19 protein-coding genes and 5 tRNA genes are annotated in these 22,452 nt (G+C 35.4%); 21 read left to right on the top strand and 3 right to left on the bottom strand.

The genetic code is table 11. The annotated features are described in order from the left end of the window. Positions 1–8 precede the first annotated feature (8 nt). The 10 genes from CLOST_RS13000 (at position 9) to CLOST_RS12955 (ending at position 6,420) form a co-directional block, all read left to right on the top strand. The gene (locus CLOST_RS13000; protein ID WP_013362772.1) at positions 9–1,994 is read left to right on the top strand and encodes a DHH family phosphoesterase; all 1,986 of its coding nucleotides are present in this window, start codon (positions 9–11) and stop codon (positions 1,992–1,994) included. Beyond that, positions 1,995–2,444 (top strand): 50S ribosomal protein L9, encoded by a 450-nt coding sequence (gene rplI, locus CLOST_RS12995; RefSeq protein ID WP_013362771.1) that lies wholly within the window; start codon positions 1,995–1,997, stop codon positions 2,442–2,444. Between the two features lie 24 nt (positions 2,445–2,468). Further along, positions 2,469–3,794: a replicative DNA helicase gene (gene dnaB / locus CLOST_RS12990; RefSeq protein ID WP_013362770.1), complete on the top strand. Its 1,326-nt coding sequence runs from the start codon at positions 2,469–2,471 to the stop codon at positions 3,792–3,794. Between the two features lie 9 nt (positions 3,795–3,803). Continuing rightward, the gene (locus CLOST_RS12985; RefSeq protein WP_013362769.1) at positions 3,804–4,397 is read left to right on the top strand and encodes a GNAT family N-acetyltransferase; all 594 of its coding nucleotides are present in this window, start codon (positions 3,804–3,806) and stop codon (positions 4,395–4,397) included. Positions 4,398–4,597: 200 nt separating this feature from the next. Further along, on the top strand, positions 4,598–5,881 hold the full coding sequence (locus tag CLOST_RS12980; RefSeq protein WP_013362768.1) for an adenylosuccinate synthase: 1,284 nt from the start codon (positions 4,598–4,600) through the stop codon (positions 5,879–5,881). Positions 5,882–6,006: 125 nt separating this feature from the next. Then, positions 6,007–6,082 (top strand) — tRNA-Lys (locus CLOST_RS12975). A gap of 15 nt (positions 6,083–6,097) precedes the next feature. Beyond that, positions 6,098–6,173: transfer RNA gene (locus tag CLOST_RS12970), tRNA-Met, on the top strand. Positions 6,174–6,177: 4 nt separating this feature from the next. Beyond that, positions 6,178–6,252 (top strand) — tRNA-Glu (locus CLOST_RS12965). 5 nt (positions 6,253–6,257) lie between these two features. Further along, positions 6,258–6,333 (top strand) — tRNA-Val (locus CLOST_RS12960). A gap of 3 nt (positions 6,334–6,336) precedes the next feature. Next, a tRNA-Leu gene (locus CLOST_RS12955) sits at positions 6,337–6,420 on the top strand. 34 nt (positions 6,421–6,454) lie between these two features. On the opposite strand, the gene CLOST_RS12950 is transcribed toward CLOST_RS12955, so the two are convergent. Further along, positions 6,455–8,191 carry a GGDEF domain-containing protein gene (locus tag CLOST_RS12950; protein WP_013362767.1) on the bottom strand — a complete coding sequence of 579 codons (1,737 nt, stop codon included), beginning with the start codon at positions 8,189–8,191 and terminating at the stop codon, positions 6,455–6,457. Positions 8,192–8,391: 200 nt separating this feature from the next. On the opposite strand from CLOST_RS12950, the gene CLOST_RS12945 reads away from it, so the two are divergent. Next, a complete protein-coding gene (locus tag CLOST_RS12945) occupies positions 8,392–9,159 on the top strand; it encodes a formate/nitrite transporter family protein (RefSeq protein ID WP_013362766.1) in 768 nt (255 codons plus the stop codon). A 240-nt stretch (positions 9,160–9,399) separates the two neighbouring features. On the opposite strand, the gene CLOST_RS12940 is transcribed toward CLOST_RS12945, so the two are convergent. Together CLOST_RS12940 and CLOST_RS12935 are read right to left on the bottom strand one after the other, a co-directional pair. After that, positions 9,400–10,386, bottom strand: coding sequence for an ATP-binding protein (locus CLOST_RS12940; RefSeq protein WP_013362765.1), 987 nt, complete (start codon positions 10,384–10,386; stop codon positions 9,400–9,402). 52 nt (positions 10,387–10,438) lie between these two features. Continuing rightward, positions 10,439–11,728 (bottom strand): DnaD domain-containing protein, encoded by a 1,290-nt coding sequence (locus CLOST_RS12935; RefSeq protein ID WP_013362764.1) that lies wholly within the window; start codon positions 11,726–11,728, stop codon positions 10,439–10,441. A gap of 139 nt (positions 11,729–11,867) precedes the next feature. Here CLOST_RS12935 and yycF point away from each other — a divergent pair, with 139 nt between their 5' ends. The 10 genes from yycF (at position 11,868) to CLOST_RS12885 (ending at position 22,360) form a co-directional block, all read left to right on the top strand. Beyond that, positions 11,868–12,563 carry a response regulator YycF gene (gene yycF / locus CLOST_RS12930; RefSeq protein ID WP_013362763.1) on the top strand — a complete coding sequence of 232 codons (696 nt, stop codon included), beginning with the start codon at positions 11,868–11,870 and terminating at the stop codon, positions 12,561–12,563. 5 nt (positions 12,564–12,568) lie between these two features. Then, the gene (gene pnpS, locus CLOST_RS12925) at positions 12,569–14,377 is read left to right on the top strand and encodes a two-component system histidine kinase PnpS (RefSeq protein WP_013362762.1); all 1,809 of its coding nucleotides are present in this window, start codon (positions 12,569–12,571) and stop codon (positions 14,375–14,377) included. Between the two features lie 140 nt (positions 14,378–14,517). Then, entirely contained in the window at positions 14,518–14,973 is a 456-nt protein-coding gene (locus CLOST_RS12920) for a hypothetical protein (RefSeq protein WP_013362761.1), read from the top strand. Positions 14,974–14,977: 4 nt separating this feature from the next. After that, positions 14,978–16,330: a YycH family regulatory protein gene (locus CLOST_RS12915; RefSeq protein WP_013362760.1), complete on the top strand. Its 1,353-nt coding sequence runs from the start codon at positions 14,978–14,980 to the stop codon at positions 16,328–16,330. Further along, complete coding sequence (yycI, locus tag CLOST_RS12910; RefSeq protein WP_041487234.1) at positions 16,311–17,087, top strand: two-component system regulatory protein YycI; 777 nt, start codon at positions 16,311–16,313, stop codon at positions 17,085–17,087. Before CLOST_RS12915 ends, yycI begins: the two co-directional genes overlap by 20 nt. Before the next feature lie 21 nt (positions 17,088–17,108). Next, positions 17,109–17,903: an MBL fold metallo-hydrolase gene (locus tag CLOST_RS12905; protein WP_013362758.1), complete on the top strand. Its 795-nt coding sequence runs from the start codon at positions 17,109–17,111 to the stop codon at positions 17,901–17,903. 13 nt (positions 17,904–17,916) lie between these two features. Next, a complete protein-coding gene (gene htrA / locus CLOST_RS12900; RefSeq protein ID WP_013362757.1) occupies positions 17,917–19,011 on the top strand; it encodes a serine protease HtrA in 1,095 nt (364 codons plus the stop codon). A gap of 158 nt (positions 19,012–19,169) precedes the next feature. Further along, positions 19,170–20,378 (top strand): efflux RND transporter periplasmic adaptor subunit, encoded by a 1,209-nt coding sequence (locus tag CLOST_RS12895; RefSeq protein ID WP_013362756.1) that lies wholly within the window; start codon positions 19,170–19,172, stop codon positions 20,376–20,378. 1 nt (position 20,379) lies between these two features. Then, a complete protein-coding gene (locus CLOST_RS12890; RefSeq protein WP_013362755.1) occupies positions 20,380–21,576 on the top strand; it encodes an ABC transporter permease in 1,197 nt (398 codons plus the stop codon). Continuing rightward, positions 21,569–22,360: an ABC transporter ATP-binding protein gene (locus CLOST_RS12885; RefSeq protein ID WP_013362754.1), complete on the top strand. Its 792-nt coding sequence runs from the start codon at positions 21,569–21,571 to the stop codon at positions 22,358–22,360. The genes CLOST_RS12890 and CLOST_RS12885 overlap by 8 nt, the downstream gene beginning before the upstream one ends. The last annotated feature ends 92 nt before the right edge of the window (positions 22,361–22,452 follow it).

Below are 22,452 nucleotides of genomic sequence, written 5' to 3'. Positions count from 1 at the left end.
GGAATGTAATGAAAACTAGCCTTAAGATAAATATACCTGAATCAAAAGCCTATCTTCTTATTATAGGAATTCTAAGCATTACTTTACTGTATTTTAACCTATATATAGGCTCTGCTGCTCTTTTGCTGCTTTTGTATCTCATTTACTATAACCACAAGATTATTTCAAAGAGAAATCTTCAGTGGGTGGAGTATATAGAAACCTTATCCATGGATATGGACAAAACTGCAAAGCAGACCCTTATAGATTTTCCACTTCCTTTATGTATACTTAACAATACTGGAAATCTGACTTGGTATAATGGAAAATTCAGTAAGCTAGTAAAGCAAAATGATATGATAGAAAAGCCTATCGATGAGGTAGTACCTTCTATAATGCTCGATAACTTTACAAAATCAGACACTACTAATATGCAGACCCATACTCAAATTGGAAATAAAATCTTTGATATAAAATACAACATCATAGAAAATGAAAATCATGAGAAATCATTTGCACTTTATTTCTTTGATGTAACAGAGTTCAATGAATTAAAAACCGCCTATGAAATGGTCAAGCCAGTTATCATAAATCTTCAAGTAGACAGCTTTGACGAGGTTCTGGATTCAGCATCAGAGGATGTAAGACCAATAATAGAGGCAGAGGTAGAACGAACTATTAAGCTATGGACAAATAAGCATTCAGGTGCATTTAGAAAAATTACCAAGGACAAATATCTGGCATTTATGGATGAAAAAGCATTGGGTGATTTAGAAGCTGATAAATTTTCTATTTTGGATGAAATTAGAAAGATAGACCATGGAAACTCTCTACCGCTTACTCTGAGCATAGGGGCAGCTTCTATGGCAAGCGACTTATCATCAACCTACAAAAACTCTATAACCTCGCTGGACTTAGCTCTAGGAAGAGGTGGAGACCAAGCGGTAATAAGAAGAGATGAGCGCTCTATTTTCTATGGAGGAAGATCCAAGGCTGTAGAAAAGAAAACTAGAGTAAAAGCAAGAATTATTGCTCATGCGCTTAGAGACTTAATAAATGAGAGTGAATCTGTAATCATTATGGGGCATCATAACCCAGATCTAGATTCTATGGGCTCGGCTATAGGTATGTATGGAATTTGTAAGATGCTTAGTAAAAAAGCCCATATAGTTTTAGACCATCCAAACTCATCTATAGATGTGCTTTATGATAGATTAAAAGCAAACGATAATTTTAAGAGTGTATTTATGGCAAAAGAAGAAGCTCTTAGGGTAATGACTCCTTCGACTCTATTAATTGTTGTAGATACTCATAGACCGAGTTTTACAGAGCATCCTGCACTACTTGATATCTCAGAAAGAATAGTGCTTATTGACCATCATAGAAGAGGAGTCGAGTTTATTGATAAAGCTGTGCTTGTGTATCATGAAACCTATGCATCCTCTGCGAGTGAAATGGTCACAGAGCTAATCCAGTATGTAAAGGATAGACCATATATAGATACCTTGATTGCAGAATCATTGCTTTCGGGAATTACGCTAGACACAAAGAACTTCACTTTTAAAACAGGGGTTAGAACCTTTGAAGCCGCTGCGTTTTTAAGAAAATTTGGAGCGGATACCATAGCTGTTAAGCAGCTTTTTCAAGGAGATTTAGATAGTTTCCTAGTAAAAGCTGAAGGAATAAAAAATGCGAAAATTTTGGGAGGAAGCATTGCAATTACTTCTTGTCCTGAAAACCTTGAAAACCCATCTTTAATTGCCGCTCAGATAGCAGATGAACTGCTCAACATCAGGGGAGTAAAAGCTTCATTTACAGTAGCAAAAAGAAGCGATGGACTAGTATTTATAAGTGCTAGGTCACTATCCGATGTCAATGTTCACATGCTGATGGAAAAACTAGGCGGAGGAGGGCATATAGATACTGCAGGAGCCCAGCTTAAGGATGTATCAACAGAAGAAGCAGTAGAAAAAGTAGAAGAGCTAATAATGGAATTTTTAAAGGAGGAAGAATAGATGAAAGTTATATTTTTAAAGGACGTAAAGGGAACAGCTAAAAAAGGCGAAATGAAGGAAGTAAGCGATGGCTATGCACGTAACTTTTTAATTCCAAAAGGAGTGGCAAAGGAAGCTACAGCAAGCTCAATAAACGATTTGAATCAACAAAAAACAGCTGAAAGCTTAAAAAAACAAAAAGAAGAGCAAGATGCTAAGGATTTAGCAGAAAAGCTAAAAGCTATAACTGTAACTATGTATTCAAAAGCTGGAGATGGGGGCAAATTATTTGGCTCAATTACATCAAAGGACATAGCAGAAAGACTAAATAAGGAACATAAAATTGATATAGATAAGAGAAAAATCCTATTAGATGATCACATAAAAATGCTTGGGTCTCACACAGTTCCAGTTAAGCTTCATCAAAATGTTACTGCTGAGTTTCGCGTAGAAGTAAAGCAAAAGGATTAATCAACTTATCCAGGAGGTAGGCTTATGGAGGGGAAATTACCGCCTCATTCCATCCAAGCTGAGCAATCAGTTCTTGGAAGTGTTTTAATTGATAGAGAAGCAATGCTTGTAGTAAGTGATGTACTTCAAGAGGATGATTTTTATAAGGATGCTCACAAAGAGATATTCCACTGCATGATGGATTTGTACAAAAAAAGCGAGCCTATAGACCTTATAACCTTGTCAGAAGGCTTAAAAAAGAGATCATCTCTGGATATGGTAGGAGGAATCACTTATCTTACTGGGCTTTCTACTGCTCCTGACTTTACTCGTCATGTAAGCAAGTATGCAGAAATAGTAAAAGAAAAATCCATACTACGTAAGCTTATAAAAGCATCAGGCTTTATAATGGAGCGAAGCTATGCAGGAGAAGATGAAGTAGCTGACTTACTAGAACAGGCTGAAAAAAGCATATTTGATATATCACAATCTAAAAGTCAAAAGAGCATGGCGGCTATTTCACAGGTGCTGCTAAGCGCATACGAAATATTGGAAGAGCTGTATAGAAATAAAGGAAGTATTACAGGCCTTACTACTGGCTTTATAGATTTAGACAGAAAAACCAATGGGCTTCAAAAAACCGATTTAGTGCTTATTGCAGCTAGACCAGCTATGGGAAAAACTGCTTTTGCGTTAAATATTGCTCACAATGCAGCTCTTAAGGATAGCTGTAAAGTAGCTCTATTTTCTATGGAGATGAGTAAAGAACAGCTCATTCAAAGGATGATAGCAGCAGAGAGTAGAGTTGAGCTAAATAAGCTTAAAAATGGAAATCTGGATGAGGAAGAATGGCCAAAGGTCATAACTGCAATGGAAGTTCTTTCCAAGACAGATATTTATATAGATGATACTCCAGGAATAAGCGTAGTAGAGCTAAGGTCAAAATGCAGAAGGCTTAAAATGGAAAAAGGACTAGATATGGTTCTTATCGATTACCTTCAGCTTATGGAGTCAGATTCAAAAGGAGAAAGTCGTCAGCAAGAAATATCGAAGATATCGCGTTCACTAAAAATATTAGCGAAAGAATTAGAATGTCCAGTAATAGCTCTATCTCAGCTATCGCGTGCCCCAGAGCAGCGTTCGGATCATAGACCTATACTATCTGACCTGAGAGAATCAGGAGCAATAGAGCAGGATGCTGACCTTGTGATGTTTCTATACAGAGATGAATACTATCATGAGGATTCAGACCAAAAAAACATAGCAGAGGTTATTATTGCAAAGCACAGACATGGAGAAACAGGTATGGTTCCTCTGACATGGCTTGGACAGTTCCAGTTATTTCACAATGTAGCCCACATGAGGGAGTAAAGCATTAATATGGATGATAAGATTATACTATGGGGAAATAAAGTAAGTGTAAGGTCAATGCGTAAGGAAGATGTGGAAAAAATGCTCCACTGGTCCTTGCATGACGATTTGCTTTTTTACGATTACAATTTCCCCTATATGGATATAGAAGAAAGGCAGCAGTGGTTTGAGCTTAAAACAAAAGGCTTGAAGCGATGCTTTAGTGTTTTTGATATGCAAGGTCAGATGGTTGGATATATGTCTCTTAGAAATGTAAGCAGGCTATTTAGACGAGCTGAGATTGGGATAGTGTTTGACCCTGGAGAGCTATCTAAAGGCTATGGCAGTGACGCAGTTACTACTTTATTAAGATGGTATTTCAAAGAACTCGGATATAGAAAGATGATACTCACGGTGGCAGCTTATAATGAAAGAGCTATAAAATCCTATAAGAAAGTTGGATTTCAAAAATATGCTCAGCAATTTGGGGAATTTATGAATCCAAAAGTAAATCCTCTTATAGATGAAGAGTTTAAACATATCAAGAAATATTTTAGAAAAAAGGGAAATAAGCTAGAAGTTCTCTACTATAAAATGCAGATATCCACATTATCCACAGAATAACTTGAATTATTTGTGGATAATGTGGATATATTTGATTTCGTCAATAGAAATTTATAAAAATTTATTAAGCTCAGGAGTATTCATCTATAATTGAACGATTGGCAAGTCTTAACAAAAAACTAAGGTTGCTATAAATACGAATGTTTGGTAAAATATTATTTGTTTAGTTCGACTTATTACGAAGTATGTAGGAGGCGCTTATGTCTGGTTTAGCCATTATCGGTTCTCAGTGGGGAGACGAAGGAAAAGGAAAGATAATAGATTATTTAGCTAAAAGTGCGGATGTTGTAGTTAGAGCACAAGGAGGAAACAATGCTGGACATACAGTAGTTGTGGATAACGAGAAATATGCTCTTCATTTAATTCCGTCTGGTATACTTAACCCAAAAGCTATAAACATCATAGGAAATGGTGTAGTACTTGATCCTAAAGTGTTTTTAGAGGAAATAGAAAAATTCGAAGCTCGTGGAATTGATACTTCAAGTATCAGAATCAGTGAGCGTACACATATCATATTACCTTATCACAAGACTATGGATGCCTTAATGGAAGAAAAAAGAGGCGCTATGGATATCGGAACTACAAAAAAAGGCATAGGTCCGTGTTACATGGATAAAGCTGAGCGCGTAGGAATAAGAGCTCTTGAATTTATAAGAGAAGATATATTTGCAGATAGATTAAGACAAGAGCTAGAAAAGAAAAATGAGATTATCACTAAAATATATAATGCAGAGCCTCTTGGCTACGATGAAATATTTAATGAATACAACCAGTACGCTAAAAAACTAGCGAAATATGTGGATAATACGGAGAAAATTATAAATGAAGCTCTAAAAGCAAATAAAAATGTTCTATTTGAGGGAGCTCAAGGCTCAATGCTAGACCTTGATTTTGGAACCTACCCTTATGTTACTTCTTCTCATCCTACAGTAGGTGGCTTTGTAGTGGGAAGTGGAGTAGGCTTTGGAGCTATAAATGAAGTTATAGGTATAACAAAAGCGTATACAACAAGAGTTGGAAAAGGACCTTTTGTTACAGAGCTAGAAGATGCTACAGGCGATTTAATTCGTGAAAAAGGCCATGAGTATGGAACTACTACAGGAAGAGCTAGAAGATGCGGATGGCTTGATTTAGTAGTGCTTAAATATTCTGCTATGATTAATGGATTTACGGCTATTTCACTTATGCTACTTGACGTGCTTTCAGATTTTGAAACTCTTAAAATCTGCGTTGGCTATGAAATAGATGGTAAAATTACTACGGATTTCCCTGCATACCTAGGAGATTTGGAAAAAGCAAAGCCTGTTTACAAGGAAATGCCAGGGTTTAAAGGTGATATTACTGAAGTAAAAACCTATGAAGATTTGCCTGAAAATGCAAAGACATATATTAAAACAATAGAAGAATTTATAGATGTTCCAGTTAAGATTATTTCTGTAGGTCCAAGAAGAGACCAGACTATTATGAGAGCTTCATTCTTTTAATTTTGGGAGCTTCTTTCTTCTAAAAATATGATTTCTTCAAAAATTTAAAAAACCTCTTAGAGGTTTTTTAAATTTTTTATTGACAATGTCTTTTGATTTTGATATATTATACGAGTGCCAACTAAGACCTATTAGCTCAGTCGGCAGAGCACCTGACTTTTAATCAGGGTGTCCCGCGTTCGAGTCGCGGATGGGTCACCATTAATTTAATAATTACGCGGGGTGGAGCAGTTGGTAGCTCGTCGGGCTCATAACCCGAAGGTCATAGGTTCAAGTCCTATCCCCGCAACCAGTAAGGCCCCTTGGTCAAGCGGTCAAGACACCGCCCTTTCACGGCGGTAACAGGGGTTCGATTCCCCTAGGGGTCACCATTTGTGGGCTCATAGCTCAGCTGGGAGAGCACCTGCCTTACAAGCAGGGGGTCACAGGTTCGAGCCCTGTTGGGCCCACCACATGCGGATGTGGCGGAATTGGCAGACGCACTAGACTTAGGATCTAGCGCCTTGTGCGTGGGGGTTCAAGTCCCTCCATCCGCACCAATAAAAACCATCGACAATGTCGATGGTTTTTTATTTATACAACTATTATTACATCCCCATCAGTTTGCTTGCATTTTTTCTTGATTTCAGCAATCATACTTGAGAGCTCTTCTATATCTGAAGGCTGGAAGGCTTTATTTGTAACTATCGCAATAGAAAGAGTCACGATAGGAAAGGTTTGAGTAAAGCCGCTCCTGTTTTTAGAAACTATATATCCTCTTTTCCAGTCGTCGGGATGGTATAAAAAACAGATAGCTTCTCTAAAGGTCTTACATATGTAACTACATAGCTCTTGAGCGTTGTGGCTATTTACTATAACAACAAAGTCATCTCCACCTATATGCCCTATAAAGATACCTTCATAGCAACATTTTCTCATGGAATCTGCCAGAGCTTTAATCATTAAATCTCCATTGCTGAAACCATAAGCATCATTATAGGCTTTGAAATTATCCATATCAAAGTAAGCAATCGACCAAGGTGAAGTTTTTACAAAGGTATTTATAATCATCTCCTGAATTTGGTTATTGCCAGGAAGACCAGTAAGGGGATTGGAGTCAGCAGCTCGTTTTACTTGAAGAGAAACGGCGGCGAGGAGCAAATCCTTAACTGTAACAGTGCTTTTATATTCTTGATTACTGGTGACAGCAACGGAGTCGTAAATACATGAAGCTTGCCTTTCCATAGAAAGATTTGCAACTTCATCTATTCCCATAGCCTCGTCTACTGCTAGAAAATCCTTTATCATGATATCGCTTATTTTAGTTTTTTTATTGAGGTTGTATCCATATTCACCACTGAATTTTTCTAAAATATGCCTTCTAGGAAGTATCCCACATACTTTATTAGACTCATCGACCACAAAAAACTCTGATATAGCAGAGTCTTCCTTCATGGCATCGTAAACTAAAATAGAAGGCTTATTAAATAGAACGGTTTTATTTACAGTTCCAATTTCTGATATTTTTCCAAATATATGTCCCTTTGAATGAGGCTTAGCTTTATTGTGACAGCTAGTGATTTGAAATGTGGTATCGAAGTTAGGAGCTAAGAACTCACTATTAGGTTTTGATAAATAATATCCCTGAGCGTAATCTGCGCCTAGGTATATAAGCACCTTCAGCTCCTCTAGGGTTTCTACACCCTCCGCTATTACTCTTATTCCTGCCTCCTTGCAAAAGTTTATAGTTGCAGACACGGCAGATTTTTTTATAGGATCCTTATCTATGTCTCTTATCAAATCCATATCTAGCTTGATGTAATCTGGAGAAAAAGCACAGACTCTGTTTAGTCCTGAATATCCTGAACCAAAATCATCTATTCCTATCTTAAAGTTCTGGCTTCGATAATGCTCAATTGAAGCGATGAAAACATCTACTGAATTTACAGCGTTTTTTTCTGTTATTTCGAAAACTATATCCTCGGGATCGATTTTAAACTGAGCTAATTGCTGCCAAGTAAATCCGCTTTTGAGATCGGGGTCGTGAATTATATTTGCATCTACATTGAGAAATAATTTAGTTCTTAAAGGCTTGTCTATAGCTGCCTCTAGGGCTTTTTTTCTGCAGAGCTTTTCTAGCTCCCAAAGGCGCTTTCTTTCAGAAGCTAGATGAAATAATTCTTCTATATTAAGTGTAGAATCAGGAAGAGTTATGCGACTGAGCGCTTCATAGCCTAGGACATCTCCTGTTCTAAGCGATACTATGGGCTGAAATACTGGGCGTATAAACTCGCCTTCTAAAATCCTTATAAGTTCGTTTTCCTTTTCCACCTTTGACCTCCTGAAACAATATATGTAAATTCCATGTTCATTTTATCAATATTTTTGAACTCAACTATTATGGCTTTGTTAAAAATATTAAAATTATGTATATTATTTTCAATTTAGTGTGACTTTTATCACATTAAGGATATAAAAATAATGTTAAGATTATGTCACGTTAAAAAAATCACGATAAAGGAGGAAACAATTTGTTTACAGAAACGAAGAATCTACTATCAGAGGTTGCTGTTAAAAAAGTTAATTTTTACAAATCTGGAATTATAAAATATTTGATAGCATCTATGTGGGCAGGAGCCTATGTTGGTTTTGGAATTTTCCTAATTATGACTATAGGAGGACTTGGCTCAGAAAGCAATTTTCCTTTTACAAAAATGCTTATGGGTCTTTCCTTTGGTATTGCACTTAGTCTAGTTATCATGGCTGGCTCAGAACTTTTTACAGGAAACAATTTAATACTTACAGTAGGGGCTCTTGATAAAAAAGTTACATGGAAGGATTCAGCTAATATATGGGTTTGGAGCTTTATTGGAAATGCTATAGGCTCTACATTACTAGGACTTTTATTGTCACTTACAAATGCAGCAGCTACACCTACAGGAGCTTTTATACTTAAGACTGCAGCTACTAAAATGAATGGCGATTTTATACCGCTTTTAGTAAATGGTATCTTGTGTAACCTGCTAGTTTGCTTAGCAGTACTTTGCTCAATTAAGATGAAGAGTGAGTCAGGCAAGCTTATTATGGTGTTTTGGTGTTTGTTTGCTTTTATTACAAGTGGATTTGAGCATAGTGTAGCCAACATGACAATATTTGCAACTGCACTATTCATGCCTCATCCAGAGACTGTATCACTTATGGGAGTTTTTCAGAATATGATTCCTGTTACACTAGGAAACTTTATAGGAGGAGCATTGCTTTTAGGAGCTTCATACTTCTATATGGGAAAAGAAAGCTAATATAAACTAACCCCTTTACTAAAGAAAGAAGCTTCTAGCTGTCTTTAAGTAAAGGGGTTTTGTATTATGAAATTATATAGATCCAAGAAAAATTAGAAACGGAATTGTATTTATAAAGCTTAGTATATTCACATACTCTGTATGAAATAAAAAAGTAAAGCTTCTTTGTCACTGAAATATCTAGTTTTTAATGATAGGAAACCCTCACTGAACTAATGTATCAGTGGTGGGGGGTTCATGCTAAAGCTTCCACCTTATATCACTACCGTAGAACTTATAAAAATCAAAATGCATAACCATTCTTGAAAATATTCTGTCTCCATAGACCTCGTTTAATTCCTTTGGAGTCAGATTAGTTGATATTATAAGCTTTCTAGCGTGCATTTCTCGAAGGTTTAAGATATTAAACAACTGGTTTATTACAAAGCTATTTGTCATTTCAGAGCCTAGGTCATCGATTATTAGAAGCTGAGTATCCATGATTAGATCGTGAATTTCCTTGGAGCTAGTTTTTAAGAAGGTTTCACGTGAAAAGGTATAGTCTGATAACCGGTTAAATAGCTCAGAGGAGCTGTAGTAAAGCACTGTTTTGCTATTGTCCATGAGAGCTTTGGCAATAGAGGTACATAAAAAAGTTTTTCCAAGTCCTGGAGGTCCATAAAATAAAAGGCTCTTTTGGTCCTTGTTTCCAAAATTCTCAATAAAATCATAGGATATTTGCTTAAGAAACTTCATATTTTCTTTTGGAGATTTAGCTTCATTTGTAATATTATCATCAAAAAGGCTTATATCGAAGTTACTGAAGTTTTCATTTTCTATTTTATCTGTGATATTTGAGTTTTTATAAGCCTCTTGTATCAGCCGGTTAACTAAGCAGGTACATTTTTCATATAGCCCGTTTTTTTCTATAAAACCGGTGTCCTTACATAGCTGGCAATCGTGGTGAACCTTGAGCATTTGAGGAGTAATCCCATGTAAATCCAGAAGCTTATGCTTTTGCGCTATTTTTTCATCTATAGCTGATTTTATCTCAGGCATCTTATCGCTTTCACCTGTTATAGCTAGCTTTGACAGTCTTAAGTTTAGCTCGTAAATTTCATCATCTAGCTTTGCAAGCTCAGGAAATCTACTATGAAGTACAGATATATTTTGCTCATGCTGTTTTTGAGCTTTATCTCTTTTTAGCTGATATTCATATAGTATTTTGTTAAAAATCTGATCCTTCATAATTTCGCCTACTTTCTTTACTATAAATAAATTCTATGAATTTTGACTAGATTTATTTTTGCCTTTTTTTCATTAGCTTCGCTTCTAGTTCCTCGTTATTGAGCTTTGAGTTTACAAGAGTAGAGGTTTTAGTAGGTCTAGTCTTTGATACTTGCCTTGCTGGTTTTTCATCTATTATATCTTGAATTTCACTTAAACTGATTCCATCTGCTTTTTCAGCTAACTTTATAGTTTCTGAGCTGGATTCGTTTGCAATTTGGCTAGGGCTATTTAAAAATGTAAAAAGACTTTCTATACTAAGCAGCGCATTAACGGATTTCAAATGCTCTACAGCACTAAGACAGATATCTAAAGGAAAAGCTGTATACAGGTAGTGAAGCATTTTATCCTCGCTGTCAGTTATGATTCTATTTTCTAATTTAATAGCCTCCATAAGCTTAGTTCTATGTTCTAAAGCTGTTATTTCAGGCTTTACATGAGGAGAAGAGCCTCTTTTTACGAGCTTCTCATGCCAATTTTTAAGGATACCATTTACATAGTTTAAGTTTGGATTTTTAATTGCTAGAGATTTTTCAAAAGCTTTTTCAATTACCTCCATAGAGAAGTTCATATTGTCAACCCAAGTATCCATGAGCTTTTCCTCTGCTTTTGTAGGAAGTCTGTACTCACCAAGAAGAGATAGGATTTTGCGGTAAGTAAAGTACCTTTTATGTCTATTTTCAAGATGTTGTTCTAAGTCTTCCTTGGTTCTTACACCATCTAGATACCAGGTTCTAAGAACAGACAAGGAGCCAGCTACAGTTTTTACTTTTTTTATACTGGCAGAAAAGGAAAAAGCCTCTATGACTAAATCAGTAGATACGTTGTATTCCTTCATGAACTCGTTTATAGTTCTAAGCTCGTTGTAGCTTAGTATTCTTTTTAGGATTCCCTCTATTTTATCAAACATGCCTTTTAGATTTTCATTTTTTGATAATAGAATAAGCTCGTCTGTGCTTACTGTAGTTTTGAGATTTGATTTATTAAGATAAAGGTTTTTTAAGTCGATAAACTCTATGCTAAAATCCCAAGCCAAGGCGTTGTCAGAGCTATGCTTTTTTATTACTCCACAGCTTTCTAAAAAATCCCAAGCCTCTAATACCTCTTCTAGGGATAGCTTCAATTTATTTGCAAAGCTTTGATTATCCATCATTTCATTTTCTTTAGAAGAAACTAATAAATAATATGCATATAGATATATTTTGGCAAATTTTCCATCTATGACAGGCAGAATTTGCTCAAAGAAAATAGCTGGAACATCTATGTCAGCCAGTTGTAGATTTTTTGTTTCTTGAAAAAACATTTACTCACATCCTAATTAAGTCTTAACTTGCTATTGTTATTATACCATAGGAAATTTATCCTCAAAAAAGGAAAACTTTGTTATAATCTTTTTTTTGGTATAATGATATAAATATAAGAAATACATGGAGGAGCTAACTATGAAAAATAGAGTGCTTATTGCAGAGGACGAGAAACCTATATCCGATATAATAAAATTTAATTTGGAAAAAGAAGGCTATGAAATAATAACAGCCTATGACGGTGAGGATGCTCTTAAGAAAGCATTAAATGAAGAGCTAGAGCTTATCATCTTAGATATTATGCTGCCTTCTATGGATGGATTTGAGATTTGCAAAAGAGTTAGAGAAAAATCTTCAGTGCCTATAATTATGGTTACGGCAAAAGAAGAAGAGGTAGATAAAATTTTAGGACTAGAGCTAGGGGCTGATGATTATATCACCAAGCCATTTAGCATAAGAGAGCTAGTTGCAAGAGTAAAAGCTAATGTTAGAAGACAAGAGATGAACATAAATGCTGACCAGCAGGAAAAAGAGATAATTAAAAACAAGGATTTAAGCATAGATCTTATGAAGTATGAAGTTAAAAAAGGTTCAACTAGCATTGATTTAACTGTTAGAGAATTTGAACTGCTGAAGTTTTTGGCAAAGCAAAAAGACCAAGTTTTCTCTAGAGAGCAGCTTTTAGAAAGAGTATGGGGTTATGAATACTATGGAGATATTCGTACAGTTGACGTTACAGTTAGAAGGCTAAGAGAAAAGGTTGAGGACGATTCTTCAAATCCTACCTATATCATGACTAAACGCGGCGTTGGATATTATTTTAAAGGAGAGTAAATTTATTGTTTAAAAGTATACGCTATAAACTGATAATACTTTATTTTTTGCTGGTTTTTATCGCCATGCTGATAGTAGGTGTGTTTATAACCGACCAGTTTGAGAAATACCATCTCAATATAGTAAAGGACAATCTAACCTATACAGCAAACAACGTCGTAAGGACTATGATAAAAGATGTAGACCTCATAGAAAATAAAGATGATATCCAGGAAAACCTCATAAAAAGTACTATATCCTTAGGATATGAAATATCTATCATTGAGGGAGACTCATATAACATCATAGCATCAACTAATCTCGATTTTGTGGATAAGAATGCAATGGATGTACTTGAAAAATCAGTTATTTTATCGAGCCTAAACAACAGGGTAACTGAAAAAGATATCCAAAGTGAAAACACGGATTCATATAGAATAAAGCATATGGCTTTTTCCTACAAAGAGGACCAATCTGACAATCTGGATTATATAATTTATGGAAGAGCAAGCTTAGACAGTGTTTATAGGACACTGTCTAATTCTACTGTCATTTTACTTAGAGCTACTGTTATAGCGCTTCTTGTAACTATAGTTTTAGGATACTTGATGGCAGGTTCTATTACTGTACCTATAAATCAGCTTACTATGAAAGCTCTAAAAATGGCTAAAGGAGACTTTAGGCAAAGAGTTACAGTTAAATCAGATGACGAGATAGGTCAGCTAGGAAGCATGTTTAACTATCTTACTGAAAAGCTAGATACAACTTTGCTGGAAATATCCTCTGAAAAGAGCAAGCTAAATGCCATAATAAAGCATATGGAGGATGGCCTAGTTGCCATAGATGGAAAAGGCCAAATAATCCACTACAACCCTAGCTTTCTATCTATGCTAAACCTTAGGGAAAAAGACCTTACAGACAAAAGTTACGATAAAATAATAGATGATTATTCAAAGGATTTGGAGTATGGAGCCATACTTCAAAAAAGCATATCAAATAGCAGTGAAAACATAATATTTGAAAACAATAAAAAAAGAATTCTAAAGGCATCGCCAGCACTTTTTAGAGATGAGGCAGGAAGAATATCTGGAGCTATAGTAGTTTTTCAGGATATAACTGAAAGTCAAAGACTAGAGGATATGAGAAGAGAATTTGTGGCAAATGTATCTCATGAGCTAAAAACTCCTATAACAACAATAAAAAGCTACTCTGAAACCTTGTTATGTGGAGCTCTAGAAGATAAGGAGCTATCCAAGAACTTTGTAGAGGTAATTGAAAATGAAGCAGATAGGATGTCCTCACTGGTTAAGGACTTGCTTCAGCTATCCCATATGGATTATGAGAAGGTAGTATGGGAGATGCATCATTTGGATTTAAGAGAGATAGTTACTGATTCTGTTAGAAAGCTAGAAGTTCATTTTCAAAATAAAAACCAGAAACTCAACATGAAAATTTCTGATGAAGCTGTGCCTATATATGCAGATAGGGGTAAAATTCAGCAGGTAATTATTAACTTGCTTACAAATGCAATAAAATACACGCCTGAAAATGGAAATATAAGAATTAGCGCACAGGTTGTGGATAAAAATGCCATTTTTCAAATCCAGGATAGTGGAATTGGAATTCCAAAAGAAGATATAAAGAGAATATTTGAAAGATTTTATAGAGTTGATAAAGGAAGGTCAAGAGCTCAAGGCGGGACAGGGCTTGGCTTGTCTATAGCTCATAACATAATTAAGCAACATAAGGGCAGTATTAAGGTATCGAGTGAGCTAGAAAAAGGCAGTATTTTTACTGTTTACTTCCCTGTGGATAATTCTGTGGATATCTTGTAACTCATACTTAATTATGGTGTAATAATTTTGTAACAAATTCTATGTATAATCAATAGTGTTATAATAGATAAATTAGGTATTGTGGAAACTATATCAAATTGATATAGAAAAGGCTTATGAAAAAGGAGGTGCTTTATAATTTGAAAAAAATGAACTTTGCAATCATAACACTAATTATTACAGTTATATTCATGTCTACAAGCATCAACTCCTTTGCTGCATCGGTATCTGACACTAAACAGGCCATATTAACAGCGCCAAAGACCGAAAGCTTTTCTACAACTAACAGTACAGTTGTAATAGCTGGGACAGGTCAAAAGAATGACAAGGTTAGAATCGAGCTGTACACTAAGAAAGGCGAAAGCTTTTCTGAATTGCAAGCAGAAATAGAACTAGTGGTTGATGCACTCGGCGTTTTTAGCAAGGAAGTTCAGCTATTTCCAGGGGAAAACAAAATAGTTGTTACTCTTTCAAACGCAAAAGGAGAAATCTCGGAATCAAGATTTATTAACTATATCAAGAAGATTGTAGAAATAAATGAGATAATCCGTGGTTTAGATGTAAAAAATTCTCCATCTGTCTTAGGTGGACCATAGGAAGATGAATATGAATAAAGAAAAGCTAAAGAGCAATCTGCTTATCTTTCTGTTTCTTTCATCTGTGGTGTTGACTTTTATAAAATTTAATTTTATAGAGAATTTCAATCTTTATGAGAAAAATCCATATTCCTACTCACTTAGCCTTGAAGCTGGGCTTCAAAGCACGCTTAGACCCGTTCAAGTAGTAGTTAGATTTGGAGGAAATAATAACACCAAGATATTAAGCGGCAGACAACGATATTATCAGCAGTCAAAAAATCTTTTGAAGCTTTCTTTATCAAAAGCCCAAGGTTTAGTAGAAGTAGATGCTCTGGCATATGAAAAAGCCAAGCAGACCAAAAGCTTAGAACTTAGCTTTACTTCATTAAATGGAAAACTCCTTTCAAGGAGTTTTTTTTTAGAGAAGTCTTTGATAGAGAGCCTCAATGATATAACTCAAATTTTAATTCCTCTAGTAGATGAAAATGCTATCTACATAGTTGATTCAGGAAAAACCTATAAATTGCTTACATCCAATGAAAATAGCTTAGCGATGGTAAATGAACTGGAAAAATCATCCTATATAAAATACTATTCTCTTAAGTATTTATTCGGATCAAGCAGTGAAGTTTTAGTGCCCGGAAATGAGTTTAATATCTTATATAAAGCTTATGATACGGTTAGCAGTATGACTCCTGAAAAAAGCGATGAAATAGCTAAAGATATATTTAATGAGAGATATGACTTTATCAATAGAATAGTTGAAACAGACGGCTCGAATATTTACACTTATAACTATGGACAGCAGCTTTTAAAAGTTCAAACTAACGGTTATATAGAGTATTTGAATGAAAATCTGCCTTCAAAGGACACTGATGTTTCAGATGCAGTTCTTGGAGCTATGAACTTTCTAACAAAGCTAGATATAGATTTAAAATCAGTAGGCTATGAAGAAGCTACTCCAGTTAAAGTCAAAGGTAAAAATGGATATAAAATAGTATTTACAGAAGTGATAGATGATTTGAGACTCATGCCAAACGCTTCTAAATACAAGCTAAGCCTTATAGTTGTAGGTGATACTGTACATTCGTTTACAGGAATAAGAAGGAGTATTCTTCCTTATGATTTGTCGAGAGACCAGTCTATACTTTTACCATTTAAGGTTTTAGATACTCAGTTTTCTGTACTTAGCTCTAAGTTTAACGTCAAAAACGGAGTGGAGCTGTTTGACAAAATAGACGATATAGAATTATTATATTTTATGGATAATCAGTATATGCTCATTCCTTCATGGCAGATTACTATAGAAGGCAAAGAGTATGTTTTCAATGGATATACGGGAGAGATACTCTATTATGGATTGGGGCAAAGCTAAAACCTATCTTATTATCGCTTTTACAATTACAAATATAATTTTGATGTTTAGTATATTTACTGATAGAACTGATGAGAATTCTTATTTTACTAAAGAATCTTATGAAAGCCTAGAGCAATTTTTACTACAAAAAAACCTAAATTTACACACAGAATTACCTAAAGAAACGCCTAAAATGGGTACATTAAAGGTTGAATATCAATCCTTTGACCTCAGGGATTTGGAATCTAGGTTTTTGGAATATAAAAGTAATATTGAAATTTTGGGCGATAAGACTATGACTTTAAAAGCAAAACGAAAGCTAGCTTTATTTGACACAGACCACGCAAAATCAGATACCAAGCTATTTGTTGACACCTACGATTTGGGCAAGGATTTTGATTTGAAGTATGCATCTTTTGAAGGTGAGAATCTCGTAGTTGTTTACAATTCTGTTTACAAAAATAGATTTTTAGAAGACAGCTATATGAAATTTACTTATTTTCCTGATGAAAGCTTTGAGTTTGAAATGCTCAAAATGAATCCAGTAGAGGAAAGTAAGAACAAAAAAATAGTCATGACTTCTATTGAGGCTGTGATGAGAGCTAGCAACATGATGGAGGAAAATGAAACTATCACTGAAGTGGTTTTGGGATACAACTATGCTCAGTATGAGAGTTTATCTGTAGCCAAAACAAAGACAGCTACTGCGTTTCCTTGCTGGAGAATAAAAACTAAAGAAAATCAATATTACTATATAGAAGCTTTGGAGTTCTAAATATCCTTATGAGGAGTAAATATGAGTATACGATATATATCAGTTGCATCTGGAAGCAGTGGAAATTGCCACTATATAGAAAAATCTAAGACCAAGATACTAGTCGATGCTGGTCTTAGTGGCAAGAAAATAGAAGAGCACCTAAGGCAGCACCATGTAGACTTAAGCACTCTTGGAGGAATCATGGTCACGCATGAGCATTCAGATCATATCAAAGGGGTAGGAATAATATCCAGAAGATATGATGTGCCTGTTTTTGCAACTATAAAAACCTGGGAATCCATGGAAAACTGTCTAGGAAAGATTAAACCTGAAAATAAAAGGGTATTTACTCCCTATGAAAGCTTTTCTATTGGCGATATAGAGATAAATCCATTTTCTACTAGCCATGATGCTGTAGATTCTTGTGGATTTGCTATTAGTGATGGCAAAAACAAGCTTTCTATTGCTACTGATTTAGGCTGTGTCACTGATAAAGTTATGGAATATATCAGTCACAGTGAGCTCGTGATTCTGGAATCAAATCACGACGAGCAGATGCTAAAAATGGGTAGCTATCCATACTATCTAAAGCAAAGAGTGCTGTCTGAATTTGGACATCTTTCAAATGCTGATGCAGGCGATGTAGCTGCAAAGCTAGCAAAGCTAGGCACGAAAGCTGTACTTTTAGCTCACCTCAGCCAAGAAAACAATATGCCAGTTCTCGCTTATCAAACTGTTGCTAGTATTATGGAGGAGCAAGGCGTATACGCAAACAAAGATATGGATTTGATGGTTTTAGAAAGAAGTCGTGTTTCAGATATTTTTATAATATAGGGAGGATGAGATTATGAGTTCAAAAGGCTCAGGATTCATTCAAGCACTTATCGGTGCGATACTTGGGAGTGTAATAACCATGCTGGTTATATCTCAAAATATACTTCCGTTTATGCAAAACATAAATCCAAATACACAAAACAACAACCCTCAGACGGCATCGATAAATGTTGAGGGGGACAATCCAGAAACGATATACAAGGCTGTAGTTCAAAAAGCTATGCCCTCTGTAGTAGGGATTACAACAGTATCTACTCAAAATGACTTTTTCTTTGGAGCAAGACAAACCAGCGGCGTAGGTACAGGCGTAATAGTAGACGAAAGAGGCTATATCCTTACAAACTCCCATGTGGTCGACGATGGAACTGCAACTTCAGTTACTGTGCTATTTTATGATGGAAGCAAGCAGGAAGCCAAGGTGCTATGGAATGAAAAAGCTCTTGACTTAGCTGTTATCAAAGTTGAAAAAACAGGTCTTCCAGTAGCTGAGCTAGGAGATAGCGATACAGTAGAAGTAGGAGATATTTCTGTTGCTATAGGAAATCCTCTAGGCTTAGAATTTGAAAGAAGTGTAACTCAAGGCATCATAAGTGGATTAAATAGAAGTATACAAATCAGTGAAACTGAAAGCATAGATAATCTAATTCAGACAGATGCATCAATTAATCCAGGAAATAGTGGAGGCCCACTACTTAACTCAAAGGGTCAGGTAATAGCTATAAATTCTGCTAAAATAAGCAGTGCAGAAGGTCTTGGATTTGCGATACCTATTAATATTGCAAAACCTATAGTAGATCAGTTCATAGAAAAAGGCGAGTTCCAAAGAGTATATCTAGGAATAAGAGGAGTAGATGTGGACTACTATAAACAAGCCACTGGAGCTAACCTTAACGTTGAAACAGGTATTTATATAGCATCTGTGGAGCCAGGAAGTGCAGCAGAAAAGGCAGGACTTAAAGAAGGCGATGTCTTAATTAAATTTGATGGCAAGGACATGGATCAAATGTCAAAACTAGTAAGAGAGCTTTATTCAAAAAGACCAGGAGATAATGCATCTATAGAAATATTTAGAGATGGAAAAACTATAAATGTAGATATTACATTTTAGATTATACGAAGAAAGTCTTTCTTCCTTTCAAAAATTGTGGAACTCGGTTCCACAATTTTTTTTAGATTAAAAAAGATTTTTGAAGCCCACTAGAAATCAAGGTTAATTTCAGCATTAAAGGGTATCAAAGAGGTATTAAACTAAAGGGAGGAGATAAAATGAAAGATAATAAGAAACTAATAAAAAACCTTGTAATTGCAATAATTTTATTTGTAATTTTATTTTTTGGATATAAATTTTTCACAAAACCAAAAGAAGTAGGCTATGTAGGTCTTACTAAATCCAGCTATCAAGAAACTGTTCTTGCCAGCGGAAGAGTAGAAGCAGGTGAGTCAAGAATAGTAACTTCAGAAGTGGCATCAAGGCTAATATCTCTATTAGTAAACGAAGGCGATGCAGTAAATCAAAATACTCTGCTTGTAAAGCTAGACAGCAGTGATTTGAGCAAAAACATCAATGAAGCCAAAGCTTCAGTAGGGTCAGCTTCAGCAAATTACAATAAAATAGTAACCACTTCATATGAAATAGCACAGTCAGATATAGAAAAGCTAGAGCTAGAGTTATCTCAGCAAGCTAGGGAGCTTGAAAGAAAAACAGCGCTCTATGATTCTGGAGCTATTCCATTAATAGAATTAGAAGCTGTTACGGATAAAGTTAATCTTCTAAACAAACAGCTAGAAAGTGCAAAGCTCACACTTAATTCCTATGCACCTGGAGGCAGTGAGGCAAAAAAAGCTTCAGCTAGCATAGAGCAAAGCAGAGTAGCACTTAAAAATTTAGAGCAGTCATTTGGAAAATACTCCTATTCATCACCTATAGCTGGAACTATTGTAGAGTTAAATGTAACTGAAGGAGAATTTGTTCAGCCTGGACAGACGCTCATGAAGATAGTGGATTTGGATGACAAGTATGCACAAATTGAAGTGGATGAAAAAAGCATAACAAAAGTATTTGTGGGACAAAAAGCTTTTATATATCCATCTTCAGACACAAGCTTAAAGCTAGAGACAACAGTTAGAGAAATAGATAAAAGCGTAGATAGCGAAAAAGGTACAGTAGCTGTAAAATTAGATATTCCAGTTATAGACAGCGACAAATTTCTTCTAGATTTGAGCATAACAGCTGAGCTTATCTTAAATGAATATCAAGATGCATATGTAATAGATGCCAACTATCTTTCATATGAACAGAACCAGGCGTATGTTCTAGTAGAAAAAGATTCAGTAGCTGTAAAACAGCCTGTTACTGTAATAGGAAGCGGCTCTAAAAGAATAATTGAGGGAGATTTTTCTGAAGATATAAAACTTCTTAATCCTCAAGAAGTAGAGCCAGGCGATAAAATAAAACTGATGTCTGAGGGTGAGTAATATGCTATATGAATGGAAGATTGCCCTAAGATTTTTAAAAGATGGAAAGGCCCAGACGCTTTTTATTTTGCTAGGAATAGCTGTTGGGGTGGCAGTTCAGATATTTTTAAGCTCACTTATAAGTGGATTGCAGGAAAATCTCATAGACACTACTATAGGCAATAGAGCTCACATCACTATAACAGCAAAAGCAAATTCAAATGTTAATAGTCCATATTTTGAGTATATAAATACGCCTAAAAAAGAAGATAAATTAGGAAATTACCAAGGTATAATAGAGGGGCTTCAAAAAAATAAAGAGATAAGCGCAGTTTCACCATCAGTTGTAGGGACAGCTCTTTACAATCAAGGAGAAAGCAGTACTTCTTTAGTAGTAAAAGGAATAGACCTAGAGCTAGCAGATGAAATTTACAATCTAAAAAGCAGAATCGCTCAGGGAGAATCTGATATAGATTCAAATAGAGTACTGATAGGAACCTCCTTTGCAAATGAGTTCAACCTAACACCAGGAGATTTAATTAACCTAAGTCTTCCTGGAGAAAGCGTTCAAAGCTTTATAGTTGGTGGGATATTTGATTTAGAATCAGAAGCTTTAAATGGTTCATGGATATTTATGGAGCTATCTAGAGCTCAGAGAATATATGGACTAAACGGATATATATCAAACATAGAAATCCAAATGAATGAACCCTTTGATGCCGATATATTAGCTCCAAGATTAATGACGCTTTATCCTGAAATAGATGCAAGTGACTGGAAAGCTGAAAATGCTCAGCTACTTACTGGACTCAATAGCCAGTCTAGCTCTTCACTTACTATACAGGCATTTGTACTAGTAGCTATTGCTCTTGGAATCTCTAGCGTACTAGCAGTCTCAGTGGTTCAAAAATCAAAGCAGATAGGTATATTAAAGGCTATGGGAGCTACTAGCAATTCTGCCAGCAGTATATTTTTGATTCAAGGAGGAGTACTGGGCTTTATAGGTGGGATTTTTGGAATCTTAATAGGATATCTGCTCATCCAAGGCTTTATCATAGGAACTACTAGTGCCTCGGGGCCTATTTTCAATATAGTAGTGAAAAGAGATAATCTAGTATTAGTTGTATTTATCTCGACTATGGCAGGACTTATATCTTCTTTTGTTCCAGCTAGAAAATCTTCGTCCCTTAATCCTATGGAGGTAATCAGAAATGGATGATAAATTACTTGAGATAAAAGATTTGGTCAAAATATATGGAACTAAAATTCAGACAAAGGTGCTTCATGAAGTGAGCCTAGATATAAATAAAAGTGAGTTTATGAGTATAATAGGGCCATCGGGCTCAGGCAAGACCACTTTGCTAAATATAATAGGAGCGCTTGATAATGCCACCTCTGGCAATATATATTTTCAAAACAAAGATATAACTAAAATGAAATCAGATGAGCTAGCTAGCTTTAGAAATCTAAACCTAGGCTTCATATTTCAGTTTCACCACCTTCTGCCAGAATTTACTGCTCTAGAAAATGTAATAATACCCTCTTGGATAAAACATAAAACTCCTACAAAGCGTAAACAACAAAGAGCAATAGAACTACTTGAAATAGTGGGACTAAAAGATAGAATAAACAACAAAGCTACAGATTTATCTGGAGGTCAGCAGCAAAGGGTAGCTATAGCCAGAGCTCTAATAAACGACCCTACTTTGATACTTGCTGATGAGCCTACAGGAAACCTAGATAGCGAGTCAACGGAACAGGTTTATGAGCTTCTTAGAAATATCAATAAGGAGTTCAAAACCACCTTTATTATAGTAACCCATGATAGGCATCTAGCGGCAAAATCAGATAGAGTTATAGAAATGGTAGATGGGAAAATCAATCAAGACTATCTCACTGCTTCAAAAGGAGAAGAGCTGTGGCACTGCCTAGCTCCGCATAATTGCCTTTACTATCAGCAAAATGAAGGAAAAAATGGCATAGCAAAACCACACAATATCTAAATATCATATTTTAATAGCAATTTATACAAGGGGCTACTTATGAGAGCTCCTTTTTGTTTGTAACCATGAGAAATATAAACTATAATATAAGA

The sequence above is a fragment of the Acetoanaerobium sticklandii genome, assembly GCF_000196455.1.
Classification (GTDB): Bacteria; Bacillota; Clostridia; order Peptostreptococcales; family Filifactoraceae; genus Acetoanaerobium; species Acetoanaerobium sticklandii.
The sequence above is the reverse complement of the archived record's forward strand: the minus strand, read 5'-3'. Positions and strand labels throughout refer to the sequence as shown.

Bases quoted from the DNA above. Each gene is read 5' to 3' on its own strand.
- yycI (WP_041487234.1), top strand. From the start codon at position 16,311: ATGGATTGGGGCAAAGCTAAAACCTATCTTATTATCGCTTTTACAATT.
- CLOST_RS12915 (WP_013362760.1), top strand. From the start codon at position 14,978: ATGAATATGAATAAAGAAAAGCTAAAGAGCAATCTGCTTATCTTTCTG.
- rplI (WP_013362771.1), top strand. From the start codon at position 1,995: ATGAAAGTTATATTTTTAAAGGACGTAAAGGGAACAGCTAAAAAAGGC.
- dnaB (WP_013362770.1), top strand. From the start codon at position 2,469: ATGGAGGGGAAATTACCGCCTCATTCCATCCAAGCTGAGCAATCAGTT.
- yycF (WP_013362763.1), top strand. From the start codon at position 11,868: ATGAAAAATAGAGTGCTTATTGCAGAGGACGAGAAACCTATATCCGAT.
- CLOST_RS12980 (WP_013362768.1), top strand. From the start codon at position 4,598: ATGTCTGGTTTAGCCATTATCGGTTCTCAGTGGGGAGACGAAGGAAAA.
- CLOST_RS12935 (WP_013362764.1), bottom strand. From the start codon at position 11,728: ATGTTTTTTCAAGAAACAAAAAATCTACAACTGGCTGACATAGATGTT.
- CLOST_RS12985 (WP_013362769.1), top strand. From the start codon at position 3,804: ATGGATGATAAGATTATACTATGGGGAAATAAAGTAAGTGTAAGGTCA.
- CLOST_RS13000 (WP_013362772.1), top strand. From the start codon at position 9: ATGAAAACTAGCCTTAAGATAAATATACCTGAATCAAAAGCCTATCTT.
- CLOST_RS12890 (WP_013362755.1), top strand. From the start codon at position 20,380: ATGCTATATGAATGGAAGATTGCCCTAAGATTTTTAAAAGATGGAAAG.
- CLOST_RS12885 (WP_013362754.1), top strand. From the start codon at position 21,569: ATGGATGATAAATTACTTGAGATAAAAGATTTGGTCAAAATATATGGA.
- CLOST_RS12895 (WP_013362756.1), top strand. From the start codon at position 19,170: ATGAAAGATAATAAGAAACTAATAAAAAACCTTGTAATTGCAATAATT.
- htrA (WP_013362757.1), top strand. From the start codon at position 17,917: ATGAGTTCAAAAGGCTCAGGATTCATTCAAGCACTTATCGGTGCGATA.
- CLOST_RS12905 (WP_013362758.1), top strand. From the start codon at position 17,109: ATGAGTATACGATATATATCAGTTGCATCTGGAAGCAGTGGAAATTGC.
- CLOST_RS12940 (WP_013362765.1), bottom strand. From the start codon at position 10,386: ATGAAGGATCAGATTTTTAACAAAATACTATATGAATATCAGCTAAAA.